Source organism: Castellaniella caeni NBRC 101664 (genome assembly GCF_001592225.1).
In the GTDB taxonomy this organism is placed as follows: Bacteria; Pseudomonadota; Gammaproteobacteria; order Burkholderiales; family Burkholderiaceae_B; genus Castellaniella; species Castellaniella caeni.
Genome location: NZ_BCWN01000001.1, coordinates 1 through 18,789 on the forward strand (window position 1 = coordinate 1; position 18,789 = coordinate 18,789).

20 protein-coding genes are annotated in these 18,789 nt (G+C 66.3%); 11 read left to right on the plus strand and 9 right to left on the minus strand.

Going from position 1 to position 18,789, the window contains the following annotated elements; translation table 11 throughout:
- From CCA01S_RS00005 to CCA01S_RS00030, 6 genes are all read left to right on the plus strand, one after another.
- The coding region (locus tag CCA01S_RS00005; RefSeq protein WP_369691507.1) for a helix-turn-helix transcriptional regulator at positions 1-279 on the plus strand (279 nt) is incomplete at its 5' end.
- A gap of 137 nt (positions 280-416) precedes the next feature.
- On the plus strand, positions 417-1,202 hold the full coding sequence (xth, locus tag CCA01S_RS00010; RefSeq protein WP_066452521.1) for an exodeoxyribonuclease III: 786 nt from the start codon (positions 417-419) through the stop codon (positions 1,200-1,202).
- A gap of 60 nt (positions 1,203-1,262) precedes the next feature.
- Positions 1,263-1,616 (plus strand): hypothetical protein, encoded by a 354-nt coding sequence (locus CCA01S_RS00015; protein ID WP_103035981.1) that lies wholly within the window; start codon positions 1,263-1,265, stop codon positions 1,614-1,616.
- Positions 1,613-2,272 carry a guanylate kinase gene (gmk, locus tag CCA01S_RS00020; RefSeq protein WP_066452523.1) on the plus strand — a complete coding sequence of 220 codons (660 nt, stop codon included), beginning with the start codon at positions 1,613-1,615 and terminating at the stop codon, positions 2,270-2,272. Before CCA01S_RS00015 ends, gmk begins: the two co-directional genes overlap by 4 nt.
- An 11-nt stretch (positions 2,273-2,283) precedes the next feature.
- Entirely contained in the window at positions 2,284-2,487 is a 204-nt protein-coding gene (gene rpoZ, locus CCA01S_RS00025; protein ID WP_066452524.1) for a DNA-directed RNA polymerase subunit omega, read from the plus strand.
- Between the two features lie 15 nt (positions 2,488-2,502).
- Positions 2,503-4,767 carry a RelA/SpoT family protein gene (locus CCA01S_RS00030; RefSeq protein WP_066452525.1) on the plus strand — a complete coding sequence of 755 codons (2,265 nt, stop codon included), beginning with the start codon at positions 2,503-2,505 and terminating at the stop codon, positions 4,765-4,767.
- A 347-nt stretch (positions 4,768-5,114) separates the two neighbouring features.
- On the opposite strand, the gene CCA01S_RS00035 is transcribed toward CCA01S_RS00030, so the two are convergent.
- Entirely contained in the window at positions 5,115-7,067 is a 1,953-nt protein-coding gene (locus CCA01S_RS00035) for a SurA N-terminal domain-containing protein (protein WP_066452526.1), read from the minus strand.
- Positions 7,068-7,315: 248 nt separating this feature from the next.
- Between CCA01S_RS00035 and ugpQ the strand changes: the two genes are divergently transcribed.
- Both ugpQ and CCA01S_RS00045 read left to right on the plus strand, forming a co-directional pair.
- Complete coding sequence (ugpQ, locus tag CCA01S_RS00040) at positions 7,316-8,083, plus strand: glycerophosphodiester phosphodiesterase (protein ID WP_066452528.1); 768 nt, start codon at positions 7,316-7,318, stop codon at positions 8,081-8,083.
- Positions 8,084-8,102: 19 nt separating this feature from the next.
- On the plus strand, positions 8,103-9,071 hold the full coding sequence (locus CCA01S_RS00045) for a 23S rRNA (adenine(2030)-N(6))-methyltransferase RlmJ (RefSeq protein WP_084386245.1): 969 nt from the start codon (positions 8,103-8,105) through the stop codon (positions 9,069-9,071).
- Here the strand turns inward: CCA01S_RS00045 and CCA01S_RS00050 are convergent.
- Positions 9,044-9,775 carry a pseudouridine synthase gene (locus CCA01S_RS00050; protein WP_066452906.1) on the minus strand — a complete coding sequence of 244 codons (732 nt, stop codon included), beginning with the start codon at positions 9,773-9,775 and terminating at the stop codon, positions 9,044-9,046. The genes CCA01S_RS00045 and CCA01S_RS00050 overlap by 28 nt on opposite strands.
- A 44-nt stretch (positions 9,776-9,819) precedes the next feature.
- On the opposite strand from CCA01S_RS00050, the gene CCA01S_RS00055 reads away from it, so the two are divergent.
- Complete coding sequence (locus CCA01S_RS00055; protein ID WP_066452534.1) at positions 9,820-10,428, plus strand: chorismate--pyruvate lyase family protein; 609 nt, start codon at positions 9,820-9,822, stop codon at positions 10,426-10,428.
- Here the strand turns inward: CCA01S_RS00055 and CCA01S_RS00060 are convergent.
- Positions 10,367-10,705 (minus strand): P-II family nitrogen regulator, encoded by a 339-nt coding sequence (locus CCA01S_RS00060; protein ID WP_066452908.1) that lies wholly within the window; start codon positions 10,703-10,705, stop codon positions 10,367-10,369. The two genes, CCA01S_RS00055 and CCA01S_RS00060, sit on opposite strands and share 62 nt — an antisense overlap.
- Positions 10,706-10,845: 140 nt before the next feature.
- Between CCA01S_RS00060 and argH the strand changes: the two genes are divergently transcribed.
- Positions 10,846-12,276, plus strand: a complete 1,431-nt coding sequence (gene argH, locus CCA01S_RS00065) for an argininosuccinate lyase (protein ID WP_066452536.1) — start codon at positions 10,846-10,848, stop codon at positions 12,274-12,276.
- 5 nt (positions 12,277-12,281) lie between these two features.
- Here argH and rlmD read toward each other — a convergent pair whose 3' ends face one another.
- From rlmD to surE, 5 genes are read right to left on the minus strand one after another with little or no spacing between them, the layout of a single operon-like run.
- Positions 12,282-13,607, minus strand: coding sequence for a 23S rRNA (uracil(1939)-C(5))-methyltransferase RlmD (gene rlmD / locus CCA01S_RS00070; protein ID WP_066452539.1), 1,326 nt, complete (start codon positions 13,605-13,607; stop codon positions 12,282-12,284).
- Positions 13,600-14,379 (minus strand): 3'-5' exonuclease, encoded by a 780-nt coding sequence (locus CCA01S_RS00075; protein WP_066452540.1) that lies wholly within the window; start codon positions 14,377-14,379, stop codon positions 13,600-13,602. The genes rlmD and CCA01S_RS00075 overlap by 8 nt, the downstream gene beginning before the upstream one ends.
- Complete coding sequence (locus CCA01S_RS00080; RefSeq protein ID WP_066452542.1) at positions 14,376-15,218, minus strand: peptidoglycan DD-metalloendopeptidase family protein; 843 nt, start codon at positions 15,216-15,218, stop codon at positions 14,376-14,378. Before CCA01S_RS00080 ends, CCA01S_RS00075 begins: the two co-directional genes overlap by 4 nt.
- A gap of 27 nt (positions 15,219-15,245) precedes the next feature.
- Positions 15,246-16,073 carry a protein-L-isoaspartate(D-aspartate) O-methyltransferase gene (locus CCA01S_RS00085; protein WP_066452544.1) on the minus strand — a complete coding sequence of 276 codons (828 nt, stop codon included), beginning with the start codon at positions 16,071-16,073 and terminating at the stop codon, positions 15,246-15,248.
- Entirely contained in the window at positions 16,070-16,816 is a 747-nt protein-coding gene (gene surE / locus CCA01S_RS00090) for a 5'/3'-nucleotidase SurE (protein WP_066452546.1), read from the minus strand. The genes CCA01S_RS00085 and surE overlap by 4 nt, the downstream gene beginning before the upstream one ends.
- Before the next feature lie 133 nt (positions 16,817-16,949).
- On the opposite strand from surE, the gene plsY reads away from it, so the two are divergent.
- Positions 16,950-17,600, plus strand: coding sequence for a glycerol-3-phosphate 1-O-acyltransferase PlsY (gene plsY / locus CCA01S_RS00095; RefSeq protein WP_066452548.1), 651 nt, complete (start codon positions 16,950-16,952; stop codon positions 17,598-17,600).
- 70 nt (positions 17,601-17,670) lie between these two features.
- Here plsY and tsaD read toward each other — a convergent pair whose 3' ends face one another.
- Positions 17,671-18,720 (minus strand): tRNA (adenosine(37)-N6)-threonylcarbamoyltransferase complex transferase subunit TsaD, encoded by a 1,050-nt coding sequence (gene tsaD / locus CCA01S_RS00100; protein ID WP_066452551.1) that lies wholly within the window; start codon positions 18,718-18,720, stop codon positions 17,671-17,673.
- Between the last annotated feature and the right edge of the window lie 69 nt (positions 18,721-18,789).

The following is an 18,789-nucleotide window of genomic DNA, read 5'->3' on the forward strand; positions in this document are numbered from 1 at the left end:
CTTACATTTTCGAACCCCTATTTTTACCAGCCATCCCGAAAGGATCGACTTATGACAGTAGCACGCACCTTCACCGCTCACCCTCCCCACCGCCCAGCAACACGGGCGCTGCTTTACCGCATCAACGTGGCGGAGGCAAAACTGGGGGTCTCACGCTCCACCATCTATCGACTGGTGCATGACGGCGAGCTGGAGCTGGTCAAGATCGGCAAGCGCTCCAGCGGCATCACCGCCACCAGCCTCCATGCCATGATCGAGCGAAACAAGACGCCGTGCTGATACCATAGTCGTATTCACGCAACACAGAGAAAAACGCCCACCGGGTTCAAACTGGGTAGCCAGGTGGGTAGCTAGAGCAAAAACGCGGCTTGTGCTGATGTGATAACTATCTGATTAACAAAAGTAATACTCATCGCATGAAACTTGCCACCTGGAACGTCAATTCCCTCAATGTGCGCCTGGGCCACGTCATCGACTGGCTGCAGGCCAACCCGGTCGATGCCTTGTGCTTGCAGGAACTCAAGCTGCCGGACGAAAAATTTCCGCACCAGGCGCTGGAAGACATTGGTTACCACGCCTGCTGGGCGGGGCAAAAGACGTACAACGGCGTGGCCATCATCAGCAAGGCCGCCCCGCAGGACGTGCAGCGCAACATTCCCGGCTACGACGATCCGCAGCAACGCATCATCGCCGCCACGCTGGCTGACGCGCAGGGCATGCCGGTGCGCGTCATCAGCGCCTACTGCCCCAACGGGCAGGCGGTGGGCAGCGACAAATACGCCTACAAGCTGCACTGGTTCGAAGCCCTGCAACAGTGGCTGGCGGACGAAATCCAGCGGCACCCCGACCTCGCCATCCTGGGAGACTACAACGTGGCGCCCACGGATGCCGACGTGCACGACCCCGACGCCTGGGCGGGCAACATCCTGGTGTCGGACGCCGAGCGGCAGGCCTTCCAGGGGCTCATCGACCTGGGCCTGACAGACACGTTCCGCCTGTTCGACCAGGCCCCCAAGATCTTCAGCTGGTGGGACTACCGGCAGATGTCCTTCCGGCGCAACGTCGGGGTGCGAATCGACCACATTCTGGCGACGCCCGATCTGGCCGGGCGCTGTACCGAATGCGTCGTCGATAAAACCCCGCGCGGCTGGGAAAAACCCTCGGATCACGCCCCCGTCGTCGCACGCTTCGAGCTGCCCTGACAGGCAGCGCCCGCGGGGGGCTGTTTATAATAGAGGCACCCCGTTCATACACATATTCGCATGCCGCTTGCCAGCACCCTCATTGCCCGTCTGGATCAGGGCCTGATTCTGGACATCACCCTCGAAAACCTGCCCTTCCGCGTCTACGTCGCGCAGCGCGAAGCCGATGTCGAGCAGGTTTCCAACCTCGTGCCCGCCGAACAGTTCGCCGCCGACGGCGACGTTCACGTAGCAGCCATCCACGAAGGCGACGATGCCTCCGAGCAAATCCAGGACGTGCTCTTCAACCTCAACCCGGGCGATGCCATTGTGTTTCTGTGCACCGGGCCGCAAGCCTATGCCGACGCGCTGGCCGAGCTGGGCCAAGCCGACGAGGCAGCCGCTGCCTCGGGCCAAAAGGGCACCCTGCAATGAGCGCAGACAAGAATACGCCACACATCGGCAACATCTTCATGGTGGTGGCCCCCAGCGGGGCCGGAAAATCCAGCCTGGTCAATGCCTTGCTGGCCGCCGATCCCAGCCTCGCGCTGTCGATCTCCTGCACCACCCGCGCACCCCGTCCGGGCGAACGCGACCAGGAAAACTACCGCTTCGTCTCGGTCGATACCTTCCAGGCGCTGCGCGACCGCGGCGACATGCTCGAATGGGCCGAAGTGCATGGCAACCTGTATGGCACTCCACGCGATCGCGTGGCCCAGGCCATCGCCAATGACACCGACATCATCCTGGAAATCGACTGGCAGGGTGCGCGCCAGGTGCGCCAGCACTACCCGCAAGCCATCGGCATCTTCATTCTGCCGCCCTCCATCGAGGCGCTGGAAACCCGCCTCAACAAGCGTGGCCAGGACGCGCCCCAGGTCATCGCCCGGCGCCTGCTGGCCGCGGGCGGAGAAATGGCGCATGCCTCAGATTGCGAATATGTTATTATTAATCAAGAATTTAGCGTCGCATTACACGAAATGCAGCAAGTCATTGCCGCCGCTCGTCTGCGCTACGCGGCACAGTCCGTGCGGCACGCCGACCTGTTCATGCAGCTAGGCATCCGCAAACCACTCAGCAACGCAAGTTGATCAGGAATCCCATGGCCCGTATTACCGTTGAAGACTGCCTCGAGCAGGTGCCCAACCGCTTTGACCTCACCCTGGTAGCCACCTACCGCGCCCGCGAACTCGCCCAGGGGCACGAAGCGCACATCGAAAGCCACAACAAACCCACGGTGACGGCGCTGCGCGAAATCGCCAAAGGCCAGGTCGGCACCGAGATGCTGCGCAAGGTTCCCACCTGATCGTCCGGGGGCGCCATGGCATTTTCCGGCTTTCGCGGTGCATCATCCGGGCTACTCGCCGTCCTGCGCAAGGGCCCCCGCCTACGTCGGCGCAAGCCGCACAACGCCCCCGCCTCCGTACCCGCCGCAGCCCCCAGCCCGATTGCATCGCTGGCCGGGCTGCAGCAGATCATTTCCGGCTATCTGTCGCCGCGCGACATCGAACGCGTGCGCGAAGCCTACCGCTTCGCCGACAACGCCCACCTGGGCCAATTCCGCGAAAGCGGTGAACCCTATATTTCCCACCCCATCGCCGTCACCGAAATCTGCGCCGGCTGGAAACTCGACGCCGATTCGCTCATGGCGGCCCTGCTGCACGACGTCATCGAAGACCAGGGGGTGGCCAAGCAAGAGCTGGCCGAAAAGTTCGGCACCGAAGTCGCCGACATCGTCGATGGCCTCACCAAGCTGGAACGGCTCGAATACGCCACCAAGGCTGAACAGCAGGCCGAATCGTTTCGCAAGATGCTGCTGGCCATGGCGCGTGACGTACGCGTCATCCTCATCAAGCTGGCCGACCGCCTGCACAATATGCGTACGCTGGGGGCAGTCAGCCCCGAGAAACGCCGCCGAGTGGCGCGCGAAACGCTCGACATCTACACCCCGATCGCCCATCGGCTGGGGCTCAACGCGCTGTTCCGCGAGCTGCAAGACCGCTGTTTCAAGGCCATGTACCCCAACCGCTACGCGGTGCTGCACAAGGCCATGATGGCGGCGCGCGGCAACCGGCGCGAAGTCATCTCAAAAATTGCCGAGGCCGTGCGCACAGCCCTGCCGGCCGCCGGCCTGGACGCCGAAGTCAACGGACGCGAAAAATCGCTCTACGGCATCTACAAGAAAATGGTCGAGCAAAAGAAGTCGTTCTCCGACGTGCTCGACATCTACGGCTTTCGGGTCGTGGTGCATACGCTGCCCGAGTGCTACCTGGCGCTGGGCACCCTGCACCAGCTGTACCGCCCGGTGCCGGGCAAGTTCAAAGACTACATTGCCATTCCCAAGATCAATGGCTACCAGTCGCTGCACACCACGCTCATCGGGCCCTACGGCACGCCGGTCGAATTCCAGTTCCGCACGCGCGACATGGATCACGTCGCCGAAGAGGGGGTGGCTTCGCACTGGCTCTACAAAGAGCAGGGCACCTCGCTCAACGACCTGCAAAAGCGCACGCACCAGTGGCTGCAGTCTTTGCTCGACATTCAAAGCCAGACGGGTGATTCGGGCGAATTCCTCGAACACGTCAAGGTAGATCTCTTCCCCGACGCGGTCTACGTGTTCACCCCGCAAGGCAAGATTCTGTCGCTGCCGCGCGGCGCCACACCGGTCGATTTTGCCTACGCCATCCACACCGACGTCGGCAACCACGCGGTTGCCTGCAAGATCAACGGCGATTTTTCGCCGCTGCGCACCGAACTGCACAGCGGCGACGCCGTCGAGGTCATGACGTCCACCGCCGCGCGGCCCAGTGCCCAGTGGCTCAATTACGTACGCACCGGACGCGCGCGCTCCGAGATCCGCCACTATCTGCGTACCGAACGCTACGAAGAATCCGTCGCCTTTGGTCGGCGCCTGCTCAACCAGGCCTTCGACCAACTGGAAATCCCCTACCCCAAGGACGACGACACGCAGTGGGATCGCCTGGCGAAAGGGTCGGGTGGGGCCTCGCGCACCGAAATCCTGGCCGACATCGGCCTGGGCAAGCGCCTGGCTGCCGTGGTGGCCCGCCGCTTCGCCCCCGAAAACGCCATGCTCGAAACCACGGCCATGGCGGTGGACGAATTCAACTCGGTCACCAGCGCGCCCATCGTCATTCACGGCAACGAAGGCCAGGCAGTGCAGCTGGCGCAGTGCTGCGGCCCCCTGCCGGGCGACGCCATCATCGGCGGCATCCGCCTGGGCCACGGCCTGGTGGTGCACATGGCCGACTGCCCGGTGGCCCTGCGTCAGCAGGCCAAAGAACCCGAACGCTGGATTCCCGTGGTCTGGGACACCACCACGGCGCGCCACTTGACGACACGGCTGGAAATCACGGTGCTCAACGAGCGCGGCGTCCTGGGCCGCCTGGCCGCCGAAGTCACCGAGGCCGACTCCAATATCGTCCAGCTCACCATGCCCGACGAAGCCGCCTCCACGGCGCTCCTGCACCTCACCGTCCAGGTCGACAGCCGCAAGCACCTGGCGCAGGTCATCCGCGCCATCCGCCACGTCCCCCAAGTCCAAAAAATAGTCAGAGCGAAGGGATGAGACAGGACACAAAAGGGGCCCTGCGGCCCCTTTTGTGCCTGTCGAATCCGAGCGGCCTGCAGGCCGCGAGGTGGGGGGATGCCACGCCCAAGAAGAGCCCTGCGAGAGCCCTGCGGCCCCTTTTGTGCCTGTCGAATCCGAGCGGCTTGCAAGCCGCGAGGTGGAGGGATGCCACGCCCCAAGAAGAGCCCTGCGAGAGCCCTGCGGCCTCCCCGATCAAGACGCTTCCCCCAAAAAAACAGGCACGAAACAGATCTTTTCAGACTGCTCCGTGCCTATCTCTCCCACGCGATGGCCCGTAAGTCATCGATCAGGGAAAGCCCAGCCCCATCCAAGAGGCCGCCCCATCAGCTCCCGCTGTCTCCGTGTTCGATCAGCTTGCGGCCTTCGGCCGTTATCTTGACCCCCAGCGTGCGGCGCAGGTCGGTGAGCACCGCCTGTTCTTCGACCCCGCCCAGCATCTGGGCCAGTTGCGAGCTCAGGCCACCAAGAGCGGATTTGTCCATGCTGCCCGCCTTGACCTCGTCCACCTGGACGATGGCATAGGCCTTGGGCAGCGAGACGCCGCCAAAAGCCGGCAGTGCCTGGTGCGGCACGGCAAATGCCGCATCGAGCACCGCTTTGCTCAGGCCCGCGGGATCAAGGCGGCTGATCGTCACGGGGGCCTCGAAGCCGTCGGTGGACGCTTTCTTCCGCAGGTCGGCCAGCGCCTGTTCGCCCGCGGCGACGGCGGCGGCCTGGGCGCGCTCATTTTCGAGCTGAGTATGGATGTGCGTCTGTACCTTGTCGAGCGCGGGCACCTGCGCCGGGGTGACCGTATCGACACGCACCACGACCATCGTGTCGGGCGAGATTTCGATCACACCGGAGTTCTGCTTATCGGTCAGCACCTGGCTGCTGAACAGAGCCTGACGCACCCGGACATCACCCAGAATGGCGGAATCCTTCGAGGCCGACGCCGCCTTGTCGCCGACTTCGTCGGCCGCCAGCAGACGGTCACGGGCAATGCCGCTGGCCTGGCGCAGCTGCAGGCCCAGTTCTTTGGCGGCGGGTTCCAGGCTGTTGGCGTTGTCGTAGACCAGACTGGTGAGTTTGGTGGCCATGTCGGCGAAGCGATCCGCGGCCAGCTGGCGGCGCACCTCGGACTCGACCTTGCTGCGCGCCTGTTCGAAGGTTTCACCCTTTTCGGGCTCGACTTCGTTGGCCATGAAGACGTGGTAGCCATCCGGGCCTTTGATCGGCTCGGACACCTGCCCCTGCTTCAGGGCGAAGACCGCCTGTTCCATGTCGAGCGGCAAGGTGCCGCGCTGAATCCAGCCCAGCTTGCCGCCATCGCGTGCCGTGCCCGCGTCCTGGGATTCTTTGCGTGCCAGCTCGGCGAACTGGGCAGGGGCGGCCTGGGCGCGCTGCGCGATGCCCTGTGCGCTGGCCAGAGCCGCCTTGGCGGTGGCCTCGGACGCGCCTTCGGGCAGCTGCACCAGAATGTGGCTGACGTTGACCCGGGCGGGCACGACGTAGCGCGACTTGTTCTGCTCGTAATAGTCTTTCAGCTGCGCCTCGCCGATGGAGGGCACGCTGGCCACCGCCGCGGCTTCGTCCAGCACCAGGTAATCCGCCGAGACCTGCTCGGGCAGGCGCAGGGCATCTTGATGGGCGTCGTACCAGGCCTTGACGTCTTCAGGCGTGATGACGACAGTCTTGCGGTAGTCGTCCGCCGGGAAGACCCGCAGGCGAATGACGCGTTCTTCGGTGAGCGCCCGCTTGAGGCCGTCGAGCACGGGCTGCGGCACCGCCGCCGTATCGCGCACCGGCCCCAGCACCGTGTTCAGGGCCAGTTCGGCGCGCTGCTGGGCTTCAAAGTCGCGCGGCGTCATCCCCACCGAAGCCAGCACCTCGTGGTAGCGATCTGCGGAAAACTGTCCGTCCACCTGCAGTTGCGGCATGGCGGCAATGGTGTGGCGCAACGTGCTGTCGGACACGCTGAAGTGGTTTTGCGTGGCGACGGCGATCTGCACCTTGCGATCGATGAGCTGGTCGAGCAGTGCCTGACGCGCCTGGGGGTTGTCCAGCAAGGCCGGGTCGAAGCGCCCCTGGCTGCTTTCCTGCATCTGCTGCAGCTGGTTGCGCTGGGCCTCGGTGAATTCGGTCTTGCTCACCGACGCCTTGCCGACCTCGGCCACGGTGGGATCGGCCGTGGCGACCGAATAGCCGCTGATGCCAAGAAACACGAAGGACGGCACCACCAGGATCAGAAGGATCAGCTGCATCAGGCGCTGGTGCGTGCGAATGAAATCGAACATGGGCGAAGGTCCTGCTGAAGATGGCTGGCCCGCTGGCGCAGCCACCCGAAACAAAAAAGGCGAACACCGTCGCCCAAGCTGGCTGATCGAACGGACAGCCGGAAAATGCTCCGAAGTTTAACACTGTGAGCCCCAGCCCGCGAGGCGCGCCCCGGGATCGCCACCCGGCGCGCGGCGCATCCGGGCGCATCCTGGATGCCAGCGGCTAAAATGAGGGCCTCTCATTTTGATCCGATACCGAGCCCATCATGCCCACCTCTTGCGCCGCCTGGCCGTGGCCCGCCTTCATCGCCCACCGGGGGGGCGGTCACCTGGCCCCGGAAAACACGCTGGCGGCCATGCGCACCGGTGCGGCGCACGGTTTCCACATGGTCGAGTACGACGTAAAGCTCAGCCAGGACGGCGTGCCGTTCCTGTTGCACGACGACACTATCCAGCGCACGTCCGACGGTGCGGGCCAGGCCGCGGAACTCAGCTGGAAAGCCCTCAGTCAGTTCGATTTCGGCGGTTGGCACGGATCCGCATTCGCTGGCGAGGCGGCGCCCAGCCTGTTTGCCGTTGCCCGCTGCACCCAGGCCCTGGGCGTACACAGCAACATCGAGATCAAGCCATCCACTGGCCACGAAACGGCCACCGGCCTGGCCGTCGCCCAGGCCGCGGCGCGGCTCTGGCAAGGTGCCGCACTGCCGCCGCTGCTGTCCTCGTTTTCCGAGGCCGCGCTCGACGCCGCCCGCGACGCCGCCCCCGACCTGCCCCGGGCACTGCTCATCGAAGGCCCGGTGCCCGCCGACTGGCGCGCCCGCCAGGCAGGCCTGGGCTGCATCGGCATCAACATCGATGTCCAATACGCCGACCTGGCGCTGGTGCGCGACGTCCTGGCGCGAGGCGCCACACTGGCCGTCTGGACGGTCAACGAGCCCGCACGCGCGCACGAACTGCTGCGGTGGGGATGCCACGCCGTCTTCACGGACGCGCTGCGCGAAGTCCATGCCGTCACGGCATCCACCCAGCCATAAAAGACAAGAGGTTCAGGCTTTGTTCAGCTACCGCCACGCCTTTCACGCAGGCAACCATGCCGACGTGCTCAAGCACGCCATCCTGGTACAGATTCTCGATTACTTCAACCGCAAGGACACGCCCTACTGGGTGATCGACACCCATGCGGGCGCGGGCATGTACGCGCTCGACGGCGACTGGGCCGGCCAGAGCGGCGAAGTCACCCAGGGGCTGGATCGCCTGCTGGGCGCGCCCCAGCCGCCCGAACTTATCGCCCGCTATCTGCGCGCCGTACAGGACTTCAACCCCGACGGAGTGGCCAACCGCTATCCCGGCTCGCCGTGTCTGGCCTTGCACGCCCTGCGCCCGCAAGACCGCCTGCGCCTGTTCGAGCTGCACCCCACCGAAGGCCAGGTGCTGGAAGACACGCTCAGGCACGAGGTGCACGCCTCGCGCCGCCAGGTGGCCGTGGCCTACGAAGATGGTTTCGAGGGGCTCAAGCGCCTGCTGCCGCCACCGCCGCGGCGCGGGCTGATCCTCATCGACCCCTCGTATGAAAACAAACAGGACTACCGCCACGTGCTGCAGGCGGTGCGTGAGGGGCTCGAACGGTTCGCGCAAGGCTGCTTCGTCGTCTGGTATCCGCTGGTGCAGCGCGTGCAGGCGCACGAGATGGTGCGCGCCCTCGAACGTCTGCCGGTGCAATGGCTCGACGCCGCCCTGACGGTGCGCAAGCCCACCGAGGACGGCCTGGGCATGCACGGCAGCGGCATGTTCGTCATCAACCCGCCCTACACGCTGGAAGCCGAACTGCAAGCGGCCCTGCCCTGGCTGAAAAAGACGCTGGCGCAAGACGCGCACGCCCATTTCAGTCTCAAAAACAGCGCCGCCCCGCAGGGCACGGCAGCCAGCGACGCGCCCGCCAGGGCGCCGCGCACGGCGGGCCGCCCGGCGTCAGGCGCGCGCGGCGCCCTGGCGGCTCAGAAGCGCTCGCCCTCGCGCAAATAGCGCCATTGGCCCAGAGGCAGGTCGCCCAGCACCACCTGCCCCATGCGCACGCGCTTCAGGCCGACCACTTTCAGCCCGACCTGCTCGCACATGCGGCGGATCTGGCGCTTGCGCCCTTCGCGCAAGATGAAGTGCAGCTGATCTTCGTTCTGCCAGGCCACCTTGGCGGGGCGCAGCGCCTGGCCGTCGAGCATCAGGCCGTGATTGAGCAAGGCCAGGCCGTTGCTGGACAGGCGTCCGGTGACGCGCACCAGGTATTCTTTTTCGATGCCGGAATCGTCGCCGATCAGCTGGCGGGCGATGCGCCCGTCCTGCGTCAGCACCAGCAGGCCCTGGGAATCGATGTCCAGGCGCCCCGCCGGGGCCAGCCCCCGGACGTGCGCGGGGTCGAAACTGCGGCGCGCTCGATCGGCATGAAACTGGTTTTCGGGGCGAATGAGCGATGCCGCCAGCTTGTAGCCATGATCGGCCTGGTGCGACACGTAGCCCACGGGCTTGTTGAGGATGACGGTGGCTTTATCCGTCTGCCGCCGGGCGGCCTGGCGTTCGAGTGAGATGCGGGCGTTGGGCAAGGCCTTGCTGCCCAGTTCGCGGACGATCTGTCCATCGACCCGCACCCAGCCGCGCTCGATGTAGGCGTCGGCCTCGCGGCGGGAGCACAGGCCGCGCTGGGCCATCAATTTGGAGATGCGTACGGGTTCCATGATGCTGCGCATTGTAGCTTCAGGCGTGCTATCGTGTCGCCCCGATGACCCCCGACACTGCAAGCCCGCGCCACTGGCGCAACGACACGGCTCCCCGGCTCAGTGAGCTACAGAAAACCTGGCTGGCCCAGCCCGGCGCCCTTACGGCGGGCCTGCGCCGCCTGGGCGAGGTGCGCCTGTTCGTCCGCCGGGAAACCGTGCTGGCCATCACTCCGTCCTGGGCCCGCGAAGCGGGCCTGCGGGCGGGCGATGCCGTCTGGTGGCGCGAGATACTCATGACGATCGACGGCTGCCCCGGCGTCCAGGCCTGCAGCTTCACGCCCTGGCGCGCCAGCCTGGGCGCCTGGAAGGCCATGCGCGGCCTGGGTCAGCGACCCTTGGCCGACATTCTGTACCAGGACGCGCGCATCGAGCGCAGCGCGTTTCGCTTTGGCCGCCTGAGGGCTGGAGGGCCCAGCCAGCCCTGGGCAACGCACATCGACAACGCGCCCATCGAAGCGCGCCATTCGGTCTTTACCCGCCTGGGCAGCCCCCTGCTGGTGGCCGAATATTTTCTGCCGACCTTCTGGGTGCTGGCGAACCGCCCCGGGGCTAAAGGGCCTCGACGCCGGTTTCCCCGGTACGGATGCGAATGGCCTGCTCGATTGGCGTGACGAAGATTTTGCCGTCGCCGATCTTGCCCGTGCGCGCGGCGCGGATGATGGCCTCGATGACGTTGTCGGTCTGCTCGGCGGCCACCACGACATCCACGCGAATTTTCGGCAGAAAATCGACCACGTACTCGGCCCCGCGGTAGAGTTCGGTGTGGCCCTTCTGGCGCCCGAAGCCCTTGACCTCGGTGACGGTGAGCCCATTGACGCCGAGTTCGGACAAGGCTTCGCGCACTTCGTCGAGCTTGAAGGGTTTGACGATGGCTGTGATTTGCTTCATGTCGGGCTGCGCCATGATCTCCGGGTTCCGCTGAAAACTTTTAATATAGCGCAGGTGACGTCAGCGCAGCCGAGACGCGCCGCGTTTCCCGGGCGCCGCACCGGATCGACGGCGCGCCCCTCCCTTATAATGCCCGCACTATGCCCAATACCCCGTCTACCCACAGTCAATTCGACAACAAGTCCCAAGCCTGGTCGGCACGCTTCTCCGAGCCGGTATCCGAACTGGTCAAGCGCTACACCGCGTCGGTCAATTTTGACCAACGCATGGCCAGCTTCGACATCCAGGGCTCGCTGGCGCACGCCGACATGCTGGCCGCCGTCGGCGTCATCACCGCCGCCGACCTGGCCGACATCCAGCGCGGCATGGCGCAGATTCTGCAAGAGGTCGAAGCGGGCCAGTTCCACTGGTCGCTCGACCTCGAAGACGTACACCTGAACATCGAAAAGCGCCTGGTCGAACTCATCGGCGACGCCGGCAAGCGCCTGCACACCGGCCGCTCGCGCAACGACCAGGTGGCCACCGACATCCGCCTGTGGCTGCGCCACGAGATCGACCTCGCCATCGAACTGCTGCAGCAGCTGCGCGCGCGCCTGGCCTCGCTGGCGCTGGCGCACGCCGACACCATCCTGCCCGGTTTCACGCACCTGCAGGTGGCGCAGCCCGTCACCTTCGGCCACCACCTGCTCGCCTACGCCGAGATGTTCGGCCGCGATGCCGAGCGCCTGGCCGACTGCCGTCGCCGCACCAACCGCCTGCCGCTGGGCGCCGCCGCACTGGCGGGCACCAGCTACCCCATCGACCGCGAGCGCGTGGCCCGCACGCTGGGTTTTGACGAAGTCTGCCGCAACTCGCTCGACGCCGTGTCCGATCGCGACTTCGCCATCGAATTCTGCGCCGCCGCCGCGCTCATCATGACGCACATCTCGCGCCTGTCCGAAGAACTGGTGCTGTGGATGAGCCCGCGCGTGGGCTTCATCGACCTGGCCGACCGCTTCTGCACCGGCAGCTCGATCATGCCGCAAAAGAAAAACCCCGACGTGCCCGAACTGGCGCGCGGCAAGACCGGCCGCGTGCATGGCCACCTGGTGGCCTTGCTCACCCTGATGAAAGGTCAGCCACTGGCCTACAACAAAGACAATCAAGAAGACAAAGAGGGCCTGTTCGACACCGCCGACACCATCCGCGACACCCTCACCATCTTCGCCGACATGATGGGCGGCGTGCGTGTCAAGCCCGATGCCATGCGCGCGGCGGCCATGCAGGGCTACGCCACGGCCACCGACCTCGCCGATTACCTCGTCAAGCGCGGCGTGCCTTTCCGCGACGCCCACGAAACCGTGGCGCTGGCCGTGCGCGCATGCGAGACGCGCGGCTGCGACCTCGCCGATCTGTCACTCGACGAACTGCGCGCCTTTCATACGCTGATCGACGATGACGTGTTCCAGGTGCTCACGCTCGAAGGCTCGGTGGCGGCACGCAAGCACATCGGCGGCACGGCCCCCGAACGCGTACGCATCGAGGCGCAGCGCATTCTCGACCTCGTCGCTGCGGGAAACACGGCGGTTTAAACCCCTTACTGAGGCTCGAATACCGCGATCGACTCGACGTGCGCGGTGTGCGGGAACATGTTGACCGCGCCTGCCGCGCGCAGCACCCAGCCGCCCACGTTGCACAGCACGCCGGCGTCGCGCGCCAGGGTAGCCGGGTTGCACGACACGTAAACCACCCGCCTGGGCCGTTCTTCGGGGGCCAGGGTCGCCAGCGCCTGGGCCACGGCCAGGGCGCCCTCGCGCGGCGGGTCGATCAGCATGCGGTCGAAATGCCCCAGGCCGCGCAGCCAATCGGCGTCCACCTCGAACAGATTGAGTTCGGTAAACGAGGTCTTGTCGGCCAGGCCCTGGCGCGCCGCGTCTTCGTGCGCGCGCGCCACCAGGGTGCGGCTGCCTTCGATGCCCACCACCGCCCGCGCCCGCGTGGCCAGCGGCAGGCTGAAGTTGCCCAGGCCGCAGAACAGATCGGCCACCCGGTCTTGCGGCTGCACGTCGAGCAGGGTCAGCGCACGCGCAATCAAAGCCTGGTTGATGTGCGGGTTGACCTGCGTGAAGTCGGCAGGCCGGTAGTGCATGCGCAAACCGTAGGCGGGCAAGGCATAGGCCAGCGCGTCTTCCTGCGCGGGATCGAGCGGGTGGGCGGTTTCCGGCCCCTTGGGCTGCAGCCACCAGACGACATTGTGTCGCGTACCGAAAGCGCGCAGGCGGTCGATGTCGGCATCCGTCAGTGGCTCGAGGTGGCGCAGCGAAAACACGGTGGCCTCGTCGCCTACCGCCACTTCAATCTGCGGGATGCGATCGGGCCGCGACAGGCCTTCGATCAACGTGCGCAGCGGCATGAGCAGGGCCGAGACGTGCGGCGGCAGCACCAGGCACTGATGGATGTCGGCCACGTAGCTGCTGGCGCGTTCGCGAAAGCCCACCAGCACCCCGCCCTTCTTGGGCACCAGGCGCACGGACAAGCGCGCCCGGTGCCGGTAGCCCCAGTTGGGGCCTTGCAGGGCGGGCAATATCTGCCTGGGGCGCACCTTGCCCAGGTGTTCGAGCGCGTCTTCCAGGGCGCGCTGCTTGATGGCCAGCTGCGCATTGGGTTCAAGGTGCTGCATGGCGCATCCGCCACAGACGCCAAAGTGCGGACAGGGTGGCGTCGTGCGCTGCGCCGACGCGCGGATCACGCGCTCGACGCGGGCCTTGTCGTATGAGGGCTTGCGGCGCGTGACGCGGGCCAGCACGCGCTCGCCCGGCAGGCCGCCATCGACGAAGATCACCTTGCCCTCGTGATGGGCAATGCCCTGCCCTTCGAGATCAAGCGATTCGATCTCGAGGGTATGCAAAATGGGTTCAGACATAGTTCCAGGCGGAGAGAAATTCTTGCCAATGCGGCGCATCGATGGCGCTGAGCGTGTCGTGCACGAGCTTCAGTTCGGCGGCGTACGAGGTGGCGTCAAGTTCGCCCTTGATGAGCCGGTAGCGGCAATACACCAGCCAGGTGTTGACCACGTCGGTCTCGCAGTAGTTGCGCACGTGCTCGCGCTCGCCCGCGTGCCAGGCCCGCCAGACCTGGCCGCCGTCCATGTCGAGCTTGCCCGGGAAACCACACAGCTTGGCCAGCTGGTCGAGCGGCGCGTTGGCACGCGCGTTGAACTTGGCCAGCACGTCCATGAGATCGATGTGGCGCGTATGGTAGCGATTGAGGTAATTGTTGTAGCGAAACTCGCGATCGTCCTCGCCGGTATCCCAGTAGCGCGGTGCCGCCACCCCGTGAATGAGGCTGCGGTAGTGCAGCACGGGCAGATCGAAGCCCGAGCCGTTCCAGCTGACCAGCGTGGGCGTGTAGTAGCCAATGGTCTTGAAAAAGCCCGAGAGCAAGGTGGCCTCGGGATCGTCGGCCTGGCCGATGGTCTTGACGCGAAAGCCCTGGTCGTCGCGAAACGCGCAGCCGACGACGGCCACCTGCTGCAAGTGCAGCGGCAGGAAATCGTTGCCATGCGACTCGCGCCGGGCGACCAGGGCCGCCTCGATGAGTTCGGCGTCCGGCAGGTCGGCCCACTGCGGGTTGAGCCGCCGCAGACCCGTGGCATCCGGGATGGTTTCGAGGTCGAAGACCAGCGTGGGGATCATCGCGCGGGCAGGTACGAAAGCGGGTTGACCGGCGTGCCGCGGCGGCGGATTTCAAAGTGCAGGCGCGGCGAGGTGGTGTCGGTTTGCCCGATGGTGGCGATCTTGGCGCCCTTTTTGACGCTTTCGCCCGTCTTGACCAGCAGCGTCTGGTTGTGTGCGTAGGCCGTGATGAAGCCGTCGCTGTGTCCTAGCAAGATGAGGTTGCCCAGGCCGCGCACGCCGTTGCCCGCGTACATGACCTTGCCTGCCGCTGCGGCGTTGACCGGCGCACCGATCGCGCCCTCGATGTCGATGCCCTTGGTATTGGCGTTGAAGCCCTGGATGATCTTGCCCGCGGCGGGCCAGCCCCAGGAAACCAGGTTGGCGTCACTGGCCTTGGCCGCCGTCGTATCGACCACCGGCGCCGCCCCGGTGGGTTCGGCGCTGCCCGTGGCGGCGCCGGTGCTGCCGCCCGACTTCACCGGCACGGGCGTGGCCACCGTGGACGAACCCGCGCTGGCGGGCGTGTTGGCATCCAGGCGCAAGACCTGGCCGATGGACAACTGGGTGGGGTCGGTGATGTTGTTGAGCTGGGAGAGGCGCGCGACATCCATGCCGTGCGCCTGGGCGATCTTGTAGAGCGTGTCGCCGGGGCGTACGACATAGGTGCCCCGGGCGGCGGCCACGCCCGACGACCCTGCCGCCGAGCCGTTGGAATAGTCGCTGACAGGCGCGCGCTGAGAGCGCGATGCGCAGCCCGACAGGACGGCTGCCGACAGCATGATCGACCCGAGCAAAATGCGCCCGGTGCGTGGCGATTGGGTGAACGGAGCATCTGTCACCAGCGTCCCATCGAGCATGTGGTTCTCCTACTGAATACTGAGTACTTAGGTCTGCGTTCCGGGACGCAGCGGTACGAATCGGACATCTTCGAGCTCGACCCGGTGCCAGGACGACGGGCCCGTGCGCTCGAACAAAATCAATCTTTGGTGCGTGGCGCCCTCGGGGGCGATGAGACGCGCCCCGACCGCCAGTTGATGCAGCAAGACTTCTGGGATTTTAACGCCCGCAGCGGCCACGACAATGCCATCGAACGGCGCCCGGTGTTCAAGCCCCTGCATGCCGTCGCCAAACGACAGGCGGATGTGGCCCCGGGCACGGATCTGCGCCAGATTGAGCCGGGCCTGATCGTAGAGGCCGCGGATGCGTTCGACGGTGTAGACCTCGGGCACGAACTGGGCCAGAACGGCGGCCTGGTAGCCGCAGCCGGCGCCGATTTCCAGCACCCGCTCGGGCGAACGCCCTTCGCACATCACGGCCAGCATGTAGGCCACGACCCAGGGCTGGGAGATGGTCTGGCCGTAACCGATGGGCAGCGCCGCGTCTTCGTAGGCCCGGCTGGCCAGGCCCTGATCGACGAAATCGTGCCGTGCGACCGCCTGGATGGCGGCCAGTACGCGGTCGTCGCGGATGCCCTGATCGCGCAGGCGGCGCACCATCTGCGTGCGCAGGCGGTCGGAATTCAGGCCCAGATTGCCGGCGGCCTGCGCCATCTGCCGCTGCGCCGCCAACGTGGGCGCCAGCGCCTGCGGGCCCAGAATACGGGCGTTGCTGTTGGCCACCGAATAACCCGGCCCCAGCGTGGAGCTGCGCACCGGGCTGCGCGAGACGCGCGGCGCAAGGGGCCTGTCCAAGGGGCGCCGGGGCTTGTTCATCGGACGTCCATCCAGTGCGCGACGGCCTGCGCCTGATCGTGCGCGGTGAGATCGAGGCGCAGCGGCGTCATGGAAACCGCCTGCGCCTCGATGGCGCCGAAATCGGTGTCCGGGCCGCTGTCGAGCGCGCGCCCGACCGGCCCGATCCAGTACACCGTCTCGCCGTAGGGGGTGGTGCTGCGGATGACTGGCTCGGACGGGTGGCGGCGCCCCAGGCGGGTGACGCGAAACCCCGTGAGGGCCGGGTAAGGCACGGCGGGGATGTTGATGTTCAGCAGCATCGGGCGCGGCCAGGGCTGGTGCTTGTAGCGCTCGACCATTTCCCGGGCGACGCGCGCCGCGGTGTCCAGGTGCTGCCATTCGCGCTGCACCAGCGAGAAGGCGAGCGAGGGCACGCCGAACAGCAACCCTTCCGAGGCCGCCGCGACCGTGCCCGAATACAGCGTGTCTTCACCCAGGTTGGCTCCGTTGTTGATCCCCGACACGAGCAGGTCGGGATGGAAGTCGAGCAAGCCCGTGAGGGCCACGTGCACGCAGTCCGATGGCGTGCCATTGACGAAATAGTAGCCATTGGCCGCCTGGCGCACGGACAGCGGGCGGCGCAGGGTGAGCGAGTTGGAGGCGCCGCTGCAGTTGGTCTCGGGCGCCACGACAGTGACCTCGCCCAGCAGGCGCAAGGCCGCGACCAGCGCCTCGATGCCCGGTGCGTTATAGCCGTCGTCGTTGGTGACCAAAATGCGCATGCCTTCATCTACCTGCTTGATACTGGATGGTGCGAATTGTACTCGGGGATATCCCCCAACATGATGACGGCGCGGCACGAGGGCTATAGAATGGCCGCCATCTCTTTCGTGTCTCTGAAAAACCACCTACTTTATGTCTGAATCGTTTCTCCTGGCGGGCACCGGCCTGAGCCTGCTGGTCGGCTACCTGATGGGCTCGGTCTCGTTTGCGGTGGTCGTCAGCCACCTGATGGGGCTGCGCGATCCACGCAGCTTCGGCTCCGGCAATCCGGGGGCCACCAACGTGCTGCGCGGCGGCAACAAGCTGGCCGCGCTGCTCACCCTGGTCGGCGACGCCGCCAAGGGCTGGCTGGCCGTCTGGCTGGCCACCTGGGGCGTTGCCCAGGCCTGGCTGCCCGAGGCGGCCATCCCGCTGGCCGGGCTGGGCGCTTTCCTGGGGCATCTGTATCCGGTGTTCTTGCGGTTTCACGGCGGCAAGGGCGTGGCCACCGCCCTGGGGGTGCTGCTGGGCCTGCAGCCCTGGCTGGCGCTCGCCACGGCACTGACCTGGATCATCATCGCCTTCGTCACGCGCTACTCATCGCTGGCGGCCATCATCGCCGCCGTCTTCGCCCCCTTTTACTATGTGCTGGGCGACAAGGTGGCCTGGCACATCGACGCGCTGACGGCCTCGGTCATCGTGGCCATCAGCGTGCTGCTGCTTGCCCGCCACCACGAAAACATCGCCCGCCTGATCGCGGGCAAGGAAAGCCGCATCGGCGGCAAGAAAAAATCGGGCTCATGAGGCACGGCGCCCGCGGGCGCCGACAGGCACTTCAGCCCTGGGCCGCTCGCCAGCGGGAAGCCGCCAGAAATCAGGAAGCCGAAACGCACACGTCCTGTAAATCCCAGCGTGGACGCACGGCAAAAGCGGCATCGCGGTAATCGTCCAGGCGGATCAGCCCGGCGCGCACCCGCTGCACGGCGGCCCAGGCAATCATGGCGCCGTTGTCGGTGCACAAGTGCAGGGGCGGAAAATACACCTGCCCGCCCAGCTTGGCCAGCGCCTGCGTCAGCTGCTCGCGCAGACGGCCGTTGGCCCCCACCCCGCCCGCCACGACCAGGCGCTTCAGGCCCGTCTGGCGCAGCGCCTGCAGGGATTTTGCGGCCAGCACGTCCACGATGGCGGCTTCGGTGCCCGCGGCGAGGTCGGCGCGCGCGGCGAGATCGGTTTCCCGCCCTTCGGCCTGCAGCGCCCGCATGCGCGTGAGCACCGCGGTCTTCAGGCCGCTGAAGCTGAAATCCAGATCGTGGCTGTGCAGCATGGGGCGCGGCAGCGCACAGGCCTTGGGGTCGCCCTGCTGCGCCAGGCGCGAGAGTTCGGGCCCGCCGGGATAGCCCAGGCCCAGCAGCTTGGCGCTCTTGTCGAAGGCCTCGCCCGCCGCGTCGTCGAGCGTCTCGCCCAGCAGGGCGTAGCGCCCCACGCCATCGACGCGCATAAGTTGCGTGTGCCCGCCTGAGACGAGCAGGGCCACGAAGGGAAAGGCGGGCACGTCGTCCGCCAGCAGGGGTGACAGCAGATGACCTTCGAGGTGGTGGATGGGGATGGCGGGCAGGCCGCGCCCCCAGGCGAAGGCGCGGGCGAAACCGGCGCCCACCAGCAAGGCCCCCGCCAGCCCCGGGCCCGCCGTGTAGGCGACCGCGTCGAGATCGGCGGGCGCGACCCCGGCTTCGTCCAACACCTGGCGCGTCAGCGGCACGATGCGGCGGATGTGATCGCGCGAGGCGAGTTCGGGCACGACGCCGCCGTATTCGCGGTGCATGGCAATCTGACTGTACAGGGCGTGCGCCAGCAGGCCGCGTTCGGTGCAGGCCACGGCCACTCCGGTCTCGTCACACGAGCTTTCAAATCCGATGATGAGCATAGGGCGCCAGTTTACAGCGGTTCCCAAAAGGGTTTTACGCGCCTTAGAATACCTGGGTTGCAAAACACG

What these genes read in the sequence shown, in the direction of transcription:
- CCA01S_RS00060 (WP_066452908.1), bottom strand. Translation starts at nt 10,705, where the DNA reads ATGAAGCAAATCACAGCCATCGTCAAACCCTTCAAGCTCGACGAAGTG.
- surE (WP_066452546.1), bottom strand. Translation starts at nt 16,816, where the DNA reads ATGCGCATTTTGGTCACCAACGACGACGGCTATAACGCACCGGGCATC.
- ugpQ (WP_066452528.1), top strand. Translation starts at nt 7,316, where the DNA reads ATGCCCACCTCTTGCGCCGCCTGGCCGTGGCCCGCCTTCATCGCCCAC.
- argH (WP_066452536.1), top strand. Translation starts at nt 10,846, where the DNA reads ATGCCCAATACCCCGTCTACCCACAGTCAATTCGACAACAAGTCCCAA.
- CCA01S_RS00075 (WP_066452540.1), bottom strand. Translation starts at nt 14,379, where the DNA reads ATGATCCCCACGCTGGTCTTCGACCTCGAAACCATCCCGGATGCCACG.
- tsaD (WP_066452551.1), bottom strand. Translation starts at nt 18,720, where the DNA reads ATGCTCATCATCGGATTTGAAAGCTCGTGTGACGAGACCGGAGTGGCC.
- plsY (WP_066452548.1), top strand. Translation starts at nt 16,950, where the DNA reads ATGTCTGAATCGTTTCTCCTGGCGGGCACCGGCCTGAGCCTGCTGGTC.
- CCA01S_RS00030 (WP_066452525.1), top strand. Translation starts at nt 2,503, where the DNA reads ATGGCATTTTCCGGCTTTCGCGGTGCATCATCCGGGCTACTCGCCGTC.
- xth (WP_066452521.1), top strand. Translation starts at nt 417, where the DNA reads ATGAAACTTGCCACCTGGAACGTCAATTCCCTCAATGTGCGCCTGGGC.
- rlmD (WP_066452539.1), bottom strand. Translation starts at nt 13,607, where the DNA reads ATGTCTGAACCCATTTTGCATACCCTCGAGATCGAATCGCTTGATCTC.
- rpoZ (WP_066452524.1), top strand. Translation starts at nt 2,284, where the DNA reads ATGGCCCGTATTACCGTTGAAGACTGCCTCGAGCAGGTGCCCAACCGC.
- CCA01S_RS00085 (WP_066452544.1), bottom strand. Translation starts at nt 16,073, where the DNA reads ATGAACAAGCCCCGGCGCCCCTTGGACAGGCCCCTTGCGCCGCGCGTC.
- CCA01S_RS00055 (WP_066452534.1), top strand. Translation starts at nt 9,820, where the DNA reads ATGACCCCCGACACTGCAAGCCCGCGCCACTGGCGCAACGACACGGCT.
- CCA01S_RS00050 (WP_066452906.1), bottom strand. Translation starts at nt 9,775, where the DNA reads ATGGAACCCGTACGCATCTCCAAATTGATGGCCCAGCGCGGCCTGTGC.
- CCA01S_RS00080 (WP_066452542.1), bottom strand. Translation starts at nt 15,218, where the DNA reads ATGCTCGATGGGACGCTGGTGACAGATGCTCCGTTCACCCAATCGCCA.
- CCA01S_RS00015 (WP_103035981.1), top strand. Translation starts at nt 1,263, where the DNA reads ATGCCGCTTGCCAGCACCCTCATTGCCCGTCTGGATCAGGGCCTGATT.
- gmk (WP_066452523.1), top strand. Translation starts at nt 1,613, where the DNA reads ATGAGCGCAGACAAGAATACGCCACACATCGGCAACATCTTCATGGTG.
- CCA01S_RS00035 (WP_066452526.1), bottom strand. Translation starts at nt 7,067, where the DNA reads ATGTTCGATTTCATTCGCACGCACCAGCGCCTGATGCAGCTGATCCTT.